Below are 15720 nucleotides of genomic sequence, written 5' to 3' on the forward strand. Positions count from 1 at the left end.
CATTATTCGGTTAGCATGGTGGACGCATGACGAGCAAAAAGGATTGGAGACTGATAGAGAATATAAGCCATCTCACTACTGCTGGAATTCCAACTGACTTTAGGAGAACCCAATCCCAAACTTTTTCCATTAACCTTCAATTTTCCCTTAACCTGCAGGTAAGGAGGGTACTGGTCAATATCCTGAGTAATGTGCTGCCATGCTAAATCGTCCCAACTATTCAGTGAAGGCAAGGTTTCGGCAGCATCATCCAATCCAAAACTGATCTGGGCTGGACGCTCCCGAAGTACGAAAAACCAACCTGGGTCCCCGGTTCGATTTCCGTTGGCCTCTTCAGGGGTAAGCTCAAATCCAAAGAAATAGACATCCGGCTCTAAGGTGCCACTCAGGACCGGCCATTTGACATTTTGAAGATCATCATAATCACTTAACTGCCTGTGCAAAGCTGGATTGTCATTTTGGTACACAGCCTTCTGTGCATAAACCAGTGTGTTTGGATACTTCCTTAATAGGTCACCCTTGATCAATAAGACCAAACCTATCCCTTTCTTGGCTTGGTTATTTCCCAAGGAAGAATTCCAAAGGTGAATTTTATCGATATCTGCACATTTATCCTGATTTTCAATTAGTTCACTCAATTCAGCCACTGAGCCTAGATTCGGATTATTTTCGTAATCCCAAAAATGCCTGAAATAACTTCCTCGCATATCGGTAGGAAATTCCCTCCATAGAAGTTCGCGAGAAAACTCATGATTCATTCCCACAAGAAATGACTCCACAAATTTCCAATTGGGCTCCATCAGCGTAATGGTATTGGGCTCGATCTCAGACACGTTGGGAATAATGTAATCCGGAGAAATTTCTTTGAGGTAATGATAAACCGGAAATGGAAATCTCGGATAGGCCATGATCGGCTTATGATTTTTTGGTACTGCTCCTTTGAAAAATGCTCCTAACTTTCGCTTAAAGTTGACTTTTGGATCCAGTTTGCTTTGTAGCGTAGCCACGAACGTCTCCTCCAATACCGGCTTAATAGGGCGGGTCGTCACCTGAAATGCAGCAGGATCACTCGCCGCATTAATATTAAAAAGGGTAGAAAAGCCATTCGAATATGCTATCCGACTTTTCAGCATTTCTACCTGTTGAAATTGAATCAGTGTGGAATTGGTCGATGCTGACTTCTTTTTGAACAAAATTTGCTTTTCAAACTGAAAATCAGAATTAACAGTCTTGACAGTGCCATAGATTCCTTCATCAAAATCATCACTTATCCGTCCTTCAAAGACCTCATTTTCCACTAAAAATTCCCATGCCTTATTGGCTTGAATGACTTTGCGTGAACCGGCTTTCTTACACGAATTCACGATTGCAACAGCTCGCTCAAATTCTGCAGATTTGGTAAACTCAGCCTGCAGTGCAGGAAGAAAGGAGTCCGTGTTAGTCACCATTGGCCCCACAGCAATCAGTACAGTGGCAAATCGCTCCATAAAAGATTTAGGTGGATTGGTCACCACCTGGTTGATTAACTCAAAAGTTTTTGTAGAGCTAATTGACATCAGGGGTTCTCCTTTGGGAGGTGCAGCTGAGATTTTGCCAATTTCCCCTTCGGCCTTATTCATCTTGGCAAAAAGTTCCTGATTAAGAACCGCTTTAGCTCCGTCTACTCCTCCATTCATTAAAGCGGTAGGGGTAAAATTGTTGGCTACTTTCAAAAACGTCCCTGATCGAATGGCTGTGGGAACGGTCGATGTCTTTAAGATTTTTTTGATCGTTGCATTAGCCTGAAACTTGACCATTTCAAAAGATTTTCCAGCAGCAAGCATCAAATTCAACTGATCGAATTTTTGGATTTTTTTAGAAAACAGTGCCTTGGAAGCCCTTTTTGCAAGCTCATTTTCCCGGATTTTCTGATTGGCCTCATTGATTTCACCGATCTGTTCCCAAGCCAACTCCATAAACTTCTCTTGATGCTTTTGGACCACCTGAACTCCAAGGCCTGCTGCGGCGCGGTTGCTGGGATGCAGGTTTAATTTATGAACCCAATCTGTCCCATTATTGGAAAGCTTATCCACTCCTTTATGCCATTTTCCATAAATGGGAGGTGTGATAATCGGATCCTCTTCCCGATTGGGAGAAAAGAAAAAAGCCGAATGATCAGAATCCGTGGTGCTCTGTAAATGGAAGGATAGATTAAGCACCTCTAGCAGTTGCTGCTTTAACGCCAAATTTGTCATGGGCCATGCTGCCGTTTGGTAATTGGGGTGGCGCATGGCACCTTCTATAAAACCCAGCGCATCATCACCCACGGGCATAATTCCATAACCCATATCATCCAACAGCATCTCACGCTTTCCGATATTTTCAGGCAGTTCGCGCGCTTCCAATAGCTGTGCTAAGCTTTCAAAATCTCCTCCTTGATCCACCTGGAAGTTCCAAGTGAAATAATAAGGGTAATCATTGGGGTTAGTACCTTCAGTGATCGCATGGTTACTCCAAGAAGACTGCTGCGCGGGTACCTCACGCGTGTCCAGATTTAATCCAGCCCGACGCCCCGTCTCAAAGGCGGGAATCAAAAAAGCATGATATCGATTCGGGTCATAATCAAGACCAGGGCCGGGAGTAGTAAATTCGAGTTTGCGAGCGCATAGCAACCGGGAAAGGGCCGAGTCAGGATCTTTGGCAATCAAATCGGCTAAACCGGAAGAAAGATTGGGGCTACTACTTTGAATTTCCTCCAGTACTTGGACGTGAGCCAGTGCATAGGTATCCTCTGTATTACAAAAAACTTTGGATAATGCCTCATTGGAAATCGTGATATACGGAGTGGGAGTTCCTCCTTTACTTTTTTCAAATTCATTTTCTCTCAGCACAATCAAAGCTAACCATGGACGTAACTTCTCTCCATTGGGTCTAGCTGGCGTAAACCTCCAAGGAAGGTCTTCTTCGTAAAATTCAATATAGCAGAGATTATTGGTTTCAAAATTTGCTACCCCACTTTTCGGGTGTACCCGGATAATTGACTGGGAATTGACGCCCAACACATCTCCCGGACCTTGCACCTTGACCGTTTTGGTGATGGTGGATTCTTTGCTTTGATTTTCTTGAATTCCTTTAAGAGTGGCGGAAACTGAAATCTCGGGACGCTCCAAAACCGGATTGTTCCCAAGAGCAGCGCCCAAAGAATCCACCTCAATGATTTCATTTCCGAGTCCCAATCGAACCCACGGCAAAAAAGAGTAGCTTGCTAAATCTGGCATAATTATAATTCTAACATATCACTGGAAACCACTTGTATACTTCGTGCACCCTTTTTGGAAGTTGACTTGACCACGTTCATCGCCTCGATATAAGTCATTTGCTTCTCATTAGGCAAAGCCGTCAGATCTTCCGTGCTAGCCACCGCAAAGGCAGGCTTATTCAATTCCACACGATGAAGATTATGGATTTTTGTTCGTTTAGCCGAAAGCTTGGATTGGGCTATTGCACCATTTTTACCAAAATAAGCTCCCTCCACTTTAGGTAATGAAAATGTATTCCCCCTAACCAAACTCCACTGAGTATTGACTTCATCCATGACCATCTCTTCGTACTGAACGGGACGATGGATCAGTTTGCCACAGGATAACTCACTTCCGGCTTTTAAACTGACACCGGAGTCCTGAGGGTTGAAGGAAGGCAAGCTGAGCTTTTCATTATCGGGCAAGTCCACAAAGTTGGCCGATGCAAAAAGCTCTTGAACAAAACTTGGATCTACATCAGAGCTGCCAATGGAAATCTCGGATATTTCAAACTCGGAATAATCTGCAGGCTTAAATTGTCCAAACTTACTTATCTCCACATTGAGCGGGACGATTTTCTGACTGATTTCTATACTACCATTTGGGGTCAAAATCAACTCCCCTTCATCACTGAGTGTCTTCATGCGCAATCCCGAACTTCCTGCTGACTGGGTAATGCTTCGCCAGTTTTGACTATCTTCCAAGGCCTCCAACAGCAAAGGGTACACCTCAATATCCGGTAAGCTGGTATCCCGCTGATCTCCCCAAGTGACATCAAATTTGACCTTGACCGAGAAAAATAGCACTTTGAATTTGGCTGTACCTTTGGCACGCCAAGGAGCAGGACCTTCCAGGCTAAATTCAAGCGATAGGCTTAGAAGCGTTGTATTGCCAGCCATAACGGCCAATCTTGCCCTTGCATCGGCGATAAAGCGAAACGGTGAAAATTGGAATAATACATCAAAACCAAACTCTCCCACGACCTTAAATCCAGCTACGCCAAAATAAAAATCAATCCCGGCACCAAACTGAACCGTATTTGAAGTCACTGCAAAATAGCAGGTAAGGGTCAGTCGAGGATTGCCTGAAAGAATTTTAAGCGTCATCCGCTTCATGGTTGGAATCTGCAAATGGGTGGGGGGCTCAAACCTAGGGTGAAAACCTCCCACAGAGAGGACAAAATCTGGTTTTCCACCCCAACTGATCCGAAGTACCATATCACCTTCCAAGCCAAAAGTCAATACTTTGGAATCGAACAGACTTGCATCGAAGCTAAGCATGCCCTTTTCAAAATCAATCAGGCCCAAGAATGCTACTTGAATTTTGATCAAGGAGACATTTTCATCGGGTAATATCACTCTCAACACACCCAATATCCCAAATCGGACCGGATTGGCAAATTCTATCACCAATCCCAAATCCACTCGGAGGATTGTCGGAACTCCCCAGGTGATTGCAGCCATCGGGCCGAGTACAAATTGATCCCGCTTGACTGGAAAAACCTCCTTAATATCAGTCAGAATCTGATTGATATTGGCGATGATATCCTTTGGGAATAGAATATTTTGAATGGTGCCCGATCTGACACCGTCTCGTAGGCGCTCTACTTGAATCGTACGATGAATCCCTAAAATACCCCCTAAACCCGATAAGAAAAACCCGAAGCCTAGCGCGATTCCTGTTCCAAACTCAACCGAGACAATAAACAAAACAGAGGTCCCAGGTTTCCCGTCTGGCATTTTGCTATTGATCAGCCCGATGGCCGACACTGCAAAAAGATTCATAAAGGAAAGCTCTACCGCACCGGCATATTCGCCCTTTTCATGGTCAAAAAATAAATACCCGCCCCCTGTAAAAACAGGAGTTTCCAAAGAAACCCCTAAGCCGGTCGGTGGCTTAAATTGGATATCGATATTAACAATCCCAAAATTGGCATCCCCTTGTGGCGATCCGTTTGAAAATGTTGCCTTAGTCAGCCTAGCCTCTATCCCCAAGCCTTCTACCGAGGCTGCAACTGGGCCCAGCGTAATCGTTGCCCCTGAAAACGCAATACCTAAATCAACTCCTGAAGACCCATTGTCTTTGAAGGAGATTTTGAGTGCATCCAAACTGACTGCATTTCCAAATTTCCCGTTGACTGGAATCAAAGCTTCACTTTGTACCCCACCAAACGAAATATTCAATCCGGATGGCCAGCGGATATCCAAGTCAATATCAAAAGCAGAACCAAATTGAAGATTTTTTAAGTTGATTTCACTGGGAAGCAGATCATCCATTCCGGGGATCACGATTTGATTTTCTATCAAACCTCCCAATCCAAAATCCCAATCATTAGTCGAAGTTCTACTGAGTTTGATTTTATTGAGGTAGATGCTTACAACACTCGGTACATCCACCACTTTGAGTGCATTGGTACTTGGATTGATTTGACCGAGAATTTCAAATGCCCCCTGATTATCGATCTTAATTCCTACTTTCAAAGCCGTGGCTTGTCCATTTGCTCCGGTAAGTCCTTCCAGCTCCAATTCTCCCTCCAATTCGACTGTGACTTCCTCACCCTGCTTAGTTATCCGTATTTTGGAAATTGAAATTTTGACATTACCGAGGTAAAAAACCGCATCACTTTCTACATTTCCCGTAAATTCATCCTCAGAAGTTACTTCCACACGTACTTCGACTTTGGCCTGTTGATCAGATTCATCTTTTAGGCCCGGAATCTCGAGTTCCCCCTCGAACGTAAAAGGATACTGCAAATCCTCTGGGGTGAAACTGACCACAAGGGTTTTGATTGTAAAAGCAAACCCTCCAAACTTGATTTTTTGATCCTGAGTGATTCCTATTTGATACTGGTTTGAGCTCTTCTCATAATCGAAATCAATGGCTATTTCCGCAGGACCTGAGCTATCTTCGGCTTCGAATCCCGGAAAGCTCAATCCAGCTTTGGCAGTGATGGACTCCAACTCCCCAGCTAAAATCTCCAGGTCAAAATTTTCTATAAAAAGACTGATATCGCCTAGCTTAAGCTCCGTTTTTTGTCCATCAGGATTGGCCTGGATTGTATAATTATTCCCATCGGTCAGTTCAAATTCAAAAAACAATTCATCATGACCCGGCTCACAGGCAGGGATTTTTAGATTTCCCTCAAATTCAGCATCTGTTAATGCCTGACCTACGATAGCAAAACCAAACTTGCTGAACGTAAAATCCATCCCTCCGATCTGAAAGACAGGGATCGAATTGGCCACAAATTCCAGCTTATTTTCGGGTTTGCTGTAGTCAACATCCACTGCCACTGGTTCATCGCCTCCCGGCAGCTTAAACTTGGCTCCGCCATTTAAAGACTGGAGACCGGATTCCAAAACCGTCAATTCAAAAACCACCTCATCCAATACCAATCCGTTTCCTGTGAGTGGACCTGAGGAATTGATCTTGATTTTGTAGGAATTACCCTCATCTTCCACCTCAAAAGAAAAATCCAATTCCCCACCCTGATCGAAAACTGGGAGCCCCAGAGTTCCGGAAATAGACGCCTCATCGAAACTTTTGTTACGAACGGTAAATCCCAATTCTGAAACTTCCAGCGTAAAAATTGCCAGATCGACAGGGGGGAGGCCTTCTGCTTCTAGTTTGAAAATTTCGTCTCCATTTTTAGAATAATCTACCGCTACAGTAAATGGTTGTCCTTCTGGAGTGATTTCGGGAATAAAAAATTTGGCTGAACCTGTGGTACTGGTCAATTGACCATCCTGAACTCTGAGATCAAAATCTAAGTCACTGAGTACAAAAATTCCAAAATTAGCGGTTTGACCAGGGCCTGAAAGTGCAATGATATAAAATTCATCTCCGATCTCCATCGAAAAATCAATCGGGTCACCATCAAAAACCGGCAAAGTAAGCTGACCTATACAATCAGCTTTGAATTGATTTCCGCCATCAGGAGACTCAAAACGGATTTTTTCAAAGAAGAGACTAAAACTCTCCAGTTCAGCCCCCAAATTATTAACCTCGATCACAAACTTAGAGTCTGACCCATTTTGTTCGATAGTTAGCTGAAAAGCAAAAGAGGGGGGCTGTAGCAAGGGAAGTTCCATTGCACCTGCACCAGAGAGATTCTCTAAATCCCCATTTTTGACTTTCAGATTGAAGGAGTCAAACTTTAAAACCGCTACGCCAAATTCAATTTGATTTTGGTCGGGATCGCCTTGGACAGCTAGCTGATAGCCTTTACCGTCTTGATCGACTACCAACTGAAATTGAATACCTGCCCCACCAGTGTTTGCTGGAAGCTGAAATTTGCCTGTCGCAAGCCCCTCTTCAAAACTTCCATCTTGAATGACAAAATTCAAGCTTTCGAGATCAACAGACCCATCAAAAAGATCGACGTCAAGGGGATTTTCAAGTTGAATCTGGTACCGGTCCTGGATATGGGAATAACTGATGACTACGGCACTATCTTCCTCAAAACCCGGAATACGAAGCAAAGCTTCTCCTTCAAAATCCTTCAGCTCTCCCCCCTCGATTTCAAGATCCATCGAGGCCTCCTTCAGTTCAAAATCTCCGAATTTGACCAATTCACCCGTCCCGTCAACTTTGATCCGATAATTGGATTCGCTGCCAAACTCTACTTCAAAGCTCAACTGGCCATCCTCTTCAAATACCGGTAGAACTAAACTGCCGAATGCTTCCGCTTCCAAGGATTGACCTTTTTCTATTTCCAGACGGATCCGATCAAATGTCAACTTGAAGTCCTGAATCTCCGCCTCTACATTATTGACCTCCAAATGGTAGGAAACATTCGGACCACTGATGTCGGTATCAAAACTGAAATCAAATGCTTGGCTCAATCCAGGCAGTTTTAATTTGCCGCTTCCATCGACGGAGCTCAATTGCTGACCGACTATTCTCAATTCAAATGTGGTCAGCAGCAATTCAATCGTTTCAAATCGTAAAATTTGAGTTTGTGGATCTCCTGAAAGTTGGATAGAGTAATCCTCCCCTCCATTTTCGATTTCCAATTGAAAACCAACACCTGTTCCTTCATTGGAATGAGGAAGTGAAAGCGAGCCGGTAATTTGACTGGATGAAATTGTATTGTTGACAAAATCGAATCGAATCTGCGCAAAGTCAATTTGGCAGCCCGCAACCTCCGGAGTACCAAAATCTGTCGCTTCTAGAGTCAGATTTTCTTGGTTCCCCACACGGTTAAACTTAACTGAGACCCAGATCGCGGACCCATTGGTAAATTGAGGAATCAGTAGCTCCCCTGCTCCATCAACATCCTGCAGGATATTGTTTTCATAAATCAATTCAAACTGCTGAAGATTCAATTCAAACCCACCATGGCGCAGCGACTGACTGGCAGGATTACTAGCTGACAGTTTAAACCGGTTACTGGGCGTATTTTCAAACGTAACTGCAAAATCAAGAGCCCCATCTGAGAAAAATGGCAGGGAAAGTTTGCCCAACCAGTTACTTTCTTCCAGGGTGCCGTTTTTGTGAATTTCCAAATGAACTTCATCGAAAGTCAAGCTGCCAAACCCGAGAGGAAATGTCTGAAAGTTTTTTCCTGTAAATTCAAAATAAGGATCTGTGTAGGCAAATTGAAAATCGGTTTTCACCGGTTCATCCGTAGCAGGATTCACCAATCCGGGAAGCTGAAACCACCCCATGATGTCCACATCTGCCGGAGAATCAGGATGAGTGAGGACTTCGATTTTTTCAAAAAAGACAGAAACGCTGCCTTTTTTCAGCTCTTGTCCTTCTGGATTTTGGGCTTGGTAGCGGACATCACCATTATTGAGCAATTCGACAGAAAAGTCGAGCGTACTTCCATCCAAAAAATCAAATTCAAACGCTCCCGACATTTGGGTACCGGATTGAAAATCTCCATCCTGAATCACCAGAGTCAATTGGGTGAGACTGGCCCTGATTCCTTGTAATCGGGCTGGAGGAAGATTGCTGGCAGTTCCAGTAAATATCCCAGCAGCAAAATCCAATTTAAGGTTGATTGGTTGAGAGGCGGCATTATTTAGCGCATTGAGCTCAGGCATCAACACATCAAGATCTAATGAAAGCCCGGACAGCATGGATGTGGTAAACGAAAGCTCGGATTCTTTGATGTTCATGTTTACTCCATGGACCTTGCCCTCGATCATTCCTGTCTGAGTGATGAAAAACTCCCGAGTTCCGTTAGTGTCTCGGATTCCAATTTCATAGGGGATTTTGACTAATTCATCACTCACCCGATCCCGTATAGACAGAAGCTGAGACTCTGCACGAAAAATTAATTCCTCAATAGCCGTGGTGGTTTCATTGAGTTTGATATGAAACTCCTTTAAAACCGATTCTAGATCTTGGAGAAAAAATTCAAATTCATCAGTAACCAAATCCTGAACGGTCTCGATGACATATTGCGCGGATTCCTTGGAAACCGAAACCGGGATTTTGATGGGAAGATCTGCATTATCCCGCAAATGCTCTAGAACCATTTGGCCTCTATCAGAGGGATTGGAAAGCAATTGATCCAATTGTCCTTTAAGCTGATTTATTCCAGAATCAGAAAGAAGCGATTCAAAAGGCAAGTCGATTACAGCCATAAAAATGGATGGTTTGAAAAATTCCACAAAAACACAACAGCCTCAATCTAAGAAGATTATATTTTATTTAAAAATTTTGTGGAAAAATTTTTAAACCAATATTCAATTGAATAGTATAATTCAACCCATAAATTATTTTGCTTTTTTAAATACTTATGAAATTAATTAAAAAAATATTTATTTTAAAAAAGGTCTTTTCTCGGTCGCAAGAATAGGTTAAAAGTACAGAAAAAAAGACAAGCTCTTCTGAACCCGTCTTTTCTAGTATAATTTTTTATTCTTAGAAATTCACCTGTGCCTGCAATCTGAGCAAGCTTCCTTTTTGACGATTGGTGGGATTGGTTGAATTTTCAAAGGTCCGATCAGAAATCGTATACATGGTCACCAATTCAAAATTGGGGTTAAACTGCCACTCTACACCTAACTCCAACTCTTTGACTCGATGACGGGTAGCATCCATCTCAAACTTTTTTCCTCCTTTATAAAAATGATAGCGCGTAAAGGGGATGAATAATTTATTTCCTGCTTTCCACTGATAATTGAGCATGGCATAACCGCCACTCAGCGGAGCATCGACGACATCATTTGTCTCAGGATGATACTCAGGTCCCCTTCCCCAGTTGTATTCAAGTTGAAATCCAAAAGGCTGTGGATATAGAACGAATGTAGGCCCGTAACGATATTCTCTAAATTCATTTTGATCTTGATCAGAAGGCGTAGTACGCTGTACGATATAAGAACCCGAATAGCCTTGAAAGGAAGCTTCAAAAATCTGACCCGAAGGCAGCAAAAGCGGATAGGTAAATCGCGAAACGACGTGGACATTTTTGTCCCTATCTTGCGCATTGGGTCCTTGCCCGTTGTAAATCCCAAATCCAAACATCCCGTAATCACCTGAACCCTTCAGTCCAGAGGAAACCAAATAACTAAATCGCTTGCGGATTTCCTGTGGGGCATAATAGAAGAACACCCCTGCTTCACGTTCATTAGGTACTGCAGAATTCATTCCATCATGGCGGTCAAGGGGAAGTCTATTTTGACTGGACTGCATATTCTCAAATCCAAACGGAACTTTGGATTGGCCGATCCGCAGTCTAAACTCCTGCTCAGCATCCAGAGCCACATCAAAATAGGCATCTCTGATTTGAGCAAAATTACCTCCACCCGAGGCAAAATCCGGCTGAATGTAAACGTAAACTCGCTCATGAACCTGACCAAAGAAAACCAAGCGAATTCGACGGAAGAAGAACCCTCCCCCATCACCTCCCCAGGACTTATCGCATTGGTCACACAGGAGGTTGGGGTTGGTTTCAAACAACCCGTTATATCGCAGCTGCGCATATCCTCTTAATCGTAGTTTTTCATACCAGCCCTTGATAGGAGCTGATTCTTTGGAATTGGATGGCAGTGAATCACTCTGCACGTCCCTTGCAAAAACGGCAGGTAGTGACATCATCACTTGGATGATAGCCATCGCGAAGAATCTTCGCATATAAGATGTAGTAATAGGTATTATAAATTGTACAGCGGATCAAAGGTCTAGGTTAAAAATGTCTAAATAATGAAGCCAATATTATCAAATCATTACTTGAACTAAGATTAAATTTGATTTCAAATAGAGACAGTTTAATTAATTAGCTGCTAATCAATTTTTAACCACATTTTTAACATTATCTAAATGTGACTTTAAAAATCAATGTTAAAAAAATATTAGATCATTGTTAGCTAAAAACTTTCTTCTCCCAAGTGCTCCAACAAAAATTCAGGCTCTAGTCCTTCATAGTTTTCAATATAGTAATGACACACTGGCAGCTCTTCTTTGCTGTGAGAAGAAAGCACCGCGACTACTTTCATCCCCGCATTTAATCCTGCCGTTGCCCCTGAAAAGGAATCTTCAAATACAATACAATCAGCGGGATGTACATTCAGCTTTTCGGCGCTTTTCAAGTAAACCTCCGGATCCGGCTTATGCTTGGTCACATGTTCACTAGCCATAGCTGATTCGAAGTGTGGAAACAAGTTTAATTTTCCCGCAATCAATTCTAGATTAGCCAAAGGAGCAGAAGTAGCCACAGCGGTTTTAAGGCCTTTATTTTTTAGTTTTAAAAAGAAATCCATGAATCCCGCAATGGGTTCAACCTGGTATTGATAGATTTCCCGAAAGAGACTCTCCTTTTCCTCTTCCAGTTCCAAAAGTTCTTCTCCCTGAATTTTCCTCCCAAAAAAATGACTCATTATATAAGAGTTACTTTTTCCATACATGTGAAGCGAAAACTCCTCTTCAGTAGGAAACAGGTTCCGTTTTGAAAAAAACTGCTTGAAGGCTAAGGAATGAAATGGGTTGGTGTGACAGATGACACCATCCATATCAAATAAAATCGCTTTGTTCATCGTATTATTAGGTAAAGGGGTGGCCAGACTATTCAGCCAAGCCCCCCGATCTAAATAAATTCTTCTCTTATTTAAAATTGTGATATCACCCGCTCAATAATATCGCAGCATTCGTGCAGCTGCTCTTCAGTTATGACTAGCGGAGGGGCAAATCGAATAATATTACCATGAGTTGGCTTGGCCAAAAGTCCATTTTCAGCCAATTTCACACAAATATCCCAAGCGGTGGTACTATCCTCGGAGTCATTGATTACGACCGCATTCAACAACCCTTTTCCTCTAACCAGTTTTGCAATCGGATGCTTGTCAATCATTTTTTGCATTCGCTCACGGAAAAGCTGTCCCAGCTTTCGTGCATTTTGAGCCAATTTCTCATCACGAACCACCTCAAGGGCAGCAATTGCCACTTTAGCTCCTAAGGGATTCCCTCCAAAAGTGGATCCATGTTGGCCCGGCTGGATCACATTCATGATTTCATTATCTGCTAGGACTGCCGATACGGGATAAAACCCTCCTGAAATAGCTTTCCCCAAAATCAACATATCCGGCTTGGTATAGCTCCTCTGTTTTTCGCAGTGACCTTCACAACTGCAATTTCCACATACTGCCAAAAGCGAACCTGTCCGGGCTATCCCGGTCTGAATCTCATCGGCGATCAACAAAACTTCTTTTGCCAAACAAGCTTCTTTTGCCTGTCGGATAAAATCATCTGCAGGGGTGTATACCCCTGCTTCACCTTGAATGGGTTCCACTAAAAAAGCCACTACATTTTCCTCACTCAAAGCGGCTCTTAATGCTTTAATATCATCATATGGGATTCGGATAAAACCGTCGGTGTAAGGTCCAAAATTTTTGCGGGCATTGGCATCATTGGAAAACGAAATAATGGTAGTCGTTCTTCCATGGAAGTTATTTTCAGCAACGATGATTTTAGCCTTATTTTCTGCCACACCCTTCTTTTCATACCCCCACTTTCGGGCAATTTTAATGGCAGTCTCCACTCCTTCTGCCCCTGTATTCATCGGTAAGACTTTGTCAAATCCAAAATACTCGGTGATGTATTTTTCAAAAGGACCCAATACATCATTATAAAAGGCCCGTGAAGTCAGTGTAAGTGTGCCCGCTTGCTCGATCAAAGCATTCTTGATTCGAGGGTGGCAGTGTCCTTGGTTGACTGCCGAGTAGGCTGAGAGAAAATCAAAATATTTTTTTCCTTCGACATCCCAGAGAAAAACCCCCTCACCTCTACTGAGCACTACAGGCAGCGGATGATAATTGTGCGCGCCGTATTGATCTTCCAGGGTAATAGCCTGCTTGCTTGAAGTGATGGTCTCCATGATTTTAATTAATTTTGAGTTTAAAATAATTTTACCAGAGCAAATATAGCAAATGCCCGAGAGGCCTACCATGAAAACAGAAAAGAAGAAAGGACCAATCCCGGAGTTGAAGCCTGGAGACTATTATTTCAATGAACAGGGGCTGATGGTTTTCACCGAGCAATACCACCTTAACAGAGGCTATTGCTGCGGAAGCGGATGCCGACACTGCCCCTACCCCAAGCGCTAAAATAAACCCATATATTTTTAAGGGGCTTTGTTGTTAATTCCCAAAAAGTTCCGATATTTGCAGACTCATTACAGAAACGCATACCAATTACGATATAAAATCATGGCAAAAGTTTGTGACATTACCGGAAAAAGACCTCGAGTAGGTAACAACGTGTCCCATGCAAACAATAAGACAAAACGTAGATTCTACCCAAATCTTCACAAGAAGACTTTCTACGTTCCTGAAGAAGACGCATGGATTACTTTGAAAGTGTGTACCAAGGCATTGAAGACCATCAATAAGAAGGGAATCACTGCAGTGTTGAAAGAAGCACAGAACAAAGGAATGATTGTAATCAGATAATCAGAGTCACGACGCAATAAAAGGACAATAAGATGGCTAAGAAAGGAAATAGAGTACAAGTGATTATGGAATGCACGGAGCACAAAGCCTCTGGCATGCCAGGTACTTCCAGATACATCACAACCAAGAACAGAAAAAACACCACTGAGCGTTTGGAGTTGAAAAAATTCAATCCAATCCTCAAGAAGGTTACTGTTCACAAAGAAATTAAATAATTTAGCTGAGGTTTTCCTCCATAAATAACATAAGATATGGCTAAGAAAGTAGTAGCAACCCTAAAAAAAGAAGGCGGCGTATCCTACGCCAAAGTGATCAGAGCGGTCAAGTCTGACAAAACTGGCGCATACACCTTCAAAGAGGAAATGGTTCCAGCCACTTTGGTTCAGGACACCCTGAAAAAATAATTTGCCAAAAGCATCGTAATGATTTATAGTCCCTCTGTCCATCGGTCAGCAGGGACTTTTTCATTATATTCCACTTTCAACTCAATCATTTCAGTATGGGAATCTTTGGTTTCTTCTCAAAAGACAAAAAAGAAAGTCTAGATCAGGGACTTCAAAAATCCAGTGAAAATATCTTTTCAAAACTTGGGAAAGCTGTCGTCGGCAAGTCCAAAGTGGATGAAGAGGTTTTGGATGAACTGGAAGAAATACTCATCACTTCCGATGTGGGGGTAGATACCACCATCAAGGTCATTCAGCGGATCGAAGAGCGGGTAGCCCGAGACAAGTACCTTTCTACTGATGAACTTGACCGGATATTAAAAGAAGAGATTGTTGCCCTCCTTGAGGAAAACAATACTCAAGATTTTTTGGATTTTGATATTCCAGAGGACAAAAAGCCCTACGTCATCATGGTAGTTGGAGTGAATGGAGTAGGAAAGACAACCACCATCGGAAAGCTTGCCAACCTTTTCAAAAATGCCGGAAAAAAAGTAGTCCTTGGTGCAGCAGATACCTTTCGTGCAGCAGCTGTAGACCAGTTAATTCTGTGGGGGAATAGAGTTGGAGTCCCCGTAGTATCCCATGGAATGAACACTGACCCAGCTTCTGTGGCTTTTGATGCGGTAAAGCAAGCCGTGGATCAAAAAGCAGATGTAGTGATCGTGGATACTGCGGGCAGGCTGCACACCAAAGTGAACTTGATGAACGAGCTCAGCAAAATCAAACGCGTCATGCAGAAGTTTATCCCCGATGCTCCACATGAGATCCTTTTGGTCCTTGACGGTTCTACCGGTCAAAACGCTTTTATCCAAGCCAAAGAATTTACCAAAGTCACTGAAATTACCTCGCTTGCCATCACCAAACTAGATGGCACGGCCAAAGGCGGAGTAGTCATCGGCATTTCTGATCAGTTAAAAATCCCGGTCAAATACATCGGTGTAGGAGAGAAAATGACCGATCTACAACTATTTAATCGAAAAGAATTTGTCGATTCATTATTTACCAAAAAGTGATTTTAACCAACTAATCATTCGAAGTCCTGAAGAAATTCAGGACTTTTTTTTTACAAAATTTGAACAAATGAAATCTTTTATCGTAATT

Annotated in this window: 10 protein-coding genes; 5 read left to right on the top strand and 5 right to left on the bottom strand. The window is 42.7% G+C overall.

Features of this window, described 5'->3' with window-relative positions:
- Positions 1–2 precede the first annotated feature (2 nt).
- The 5 genes from Q0L00_RS05955 to rocD form a co-directional block, all read right to left on the bottom strand.
- Positions 3–3257 (bottom strand): hypothetical protein, encoded by a 3255-nt coding sequence (locus Q0L00_RS05955; RefSeq protein WP_297335953.1) that lies wholly within the window; start codon positions 3255–3257, stop codon positions 3–5.
- 2 nt (positions 3258–3259) lie between these two features.
- Positions 3260–9874, bottom strand: coding sequence for a DUF6603 domain-containing protein (locus tag Q0L00_RS05960; RefSeq protein WP_297335954.1), 6615 nt, complete (start codon positions 9872–9874; stop codon positions 3260–3262).
- A 280-nt stretch (positions 9875–10154) separates the two neighbouring features.
- Positions 10155–11348, bottom strand: a complete 1194-nt coding sequence (locus Q0L00_RS05965; RefSeq protein ID WP_297335955.1) for a porin — start codon at positions 11346–11348, stop codon at positions 10155–10157.
- Positions 11349–11599: 251 nt separating this feature from the next.
- Positions 11600–12265 (bottom strand): HAD family phosphatase, encoded by a 666-nt coding sequence (locus tag Q0L00_RS05970; protein ID WP_297335956.1) that lies wholly within the window; start codon positions 12263–12265, stop codon positions 11600–11602.
- 71 nt (positions 12266–12336) lie between these two features.
- A complete protein-coding gene (rocD, locus tag Q0L00_RS05975) occupies positions 12337–13605 on the bottom strand; it encodes an ornithine--oxo-acid transaminase (RefSeq protein ID WP_297336027.1) in 1269 nt (422 codons plus the stop codon).
- A gap of 67 nt (positions 13606–13672) precedes the next feature.
- Here rocD and Q0L00_RS05980 point away from each other — a divergent pair, with 67 nt between their 5' ends.
- From Q0L00_RS05980 to ftsY, 5 genes are all read left to right on the top strand, one after another.
- Positions 13673–13831 (top strand): DUF5522 domain-containing protein, encoded by a 159-nt coding sequence (locus tag Q0L00_RS05980; protein WP_297335957.1) that lies wholly within the window; start codon positions 13673–13675, stop codon positions 13829–13831.
- 102 nt (positions 13832–13933) lie between these two features.
- Positions 13934–14176 carry a 50S ribosomal protein L28 gene (gene rpmB / locus Q0L00_RS05985; RefSeq protein ID WP_297336028.1) on the top strand — a complete coding sequence of 81 codons (243 nt, stop codon included), beginning with the start codon at positions 13934–13936 and terminating at the stop codon, positions 14174–14176.
- Between the two features lie 32 nt (positions 14177–14208).
- A complete protein-coding gene (gene rpmG, locus Q0L00_RS05990; RefSeq protein ID WP_087938519.1) occupies positions 14209–14391 on the top strand; it encodes a 50S ribosomal protein L33 in 183 nt (60 codons plus the stop codon).
- A gap of 36 nt (positions 14392–14427) precedes the next feature.
- Positions 14428–14580, top strand: a complete 153-nt coding sequence (locus Q0L00_RS05995; protein WP_092792398.1) for a DUF4295 domain-containing protein — start codon at positions 14428–14430, stop codon at positions 14578–14580.
- Positions 14581–14675: 95 nt separating this feature from the next.
- The gene (gene ftsY / locus Q0L00_RS06000; RefSeq protein ID WP_297335958.1) at positions 14676–15632 is read left to right on the top strand and encodes a signal recognition particle-docking protein FtsY; all 957 of its coding nucleotides are present in this window, start codon (positions 14676–14678) and stop codon (positions 15630–15632) included.
- The last annotated feature ends 88 nt before the right edge of the window (positions 15633–15720 follow it).

Source organism: Algoriphagus sp. (genome assembly GCF_024305035.1).
In the GTDB taxonomy this organism is placed as follows: Bacteria; Bacteroidota; Bacteroidia; order Cytophagales; family Cyclobacteriaceae; genus Algoriphagus.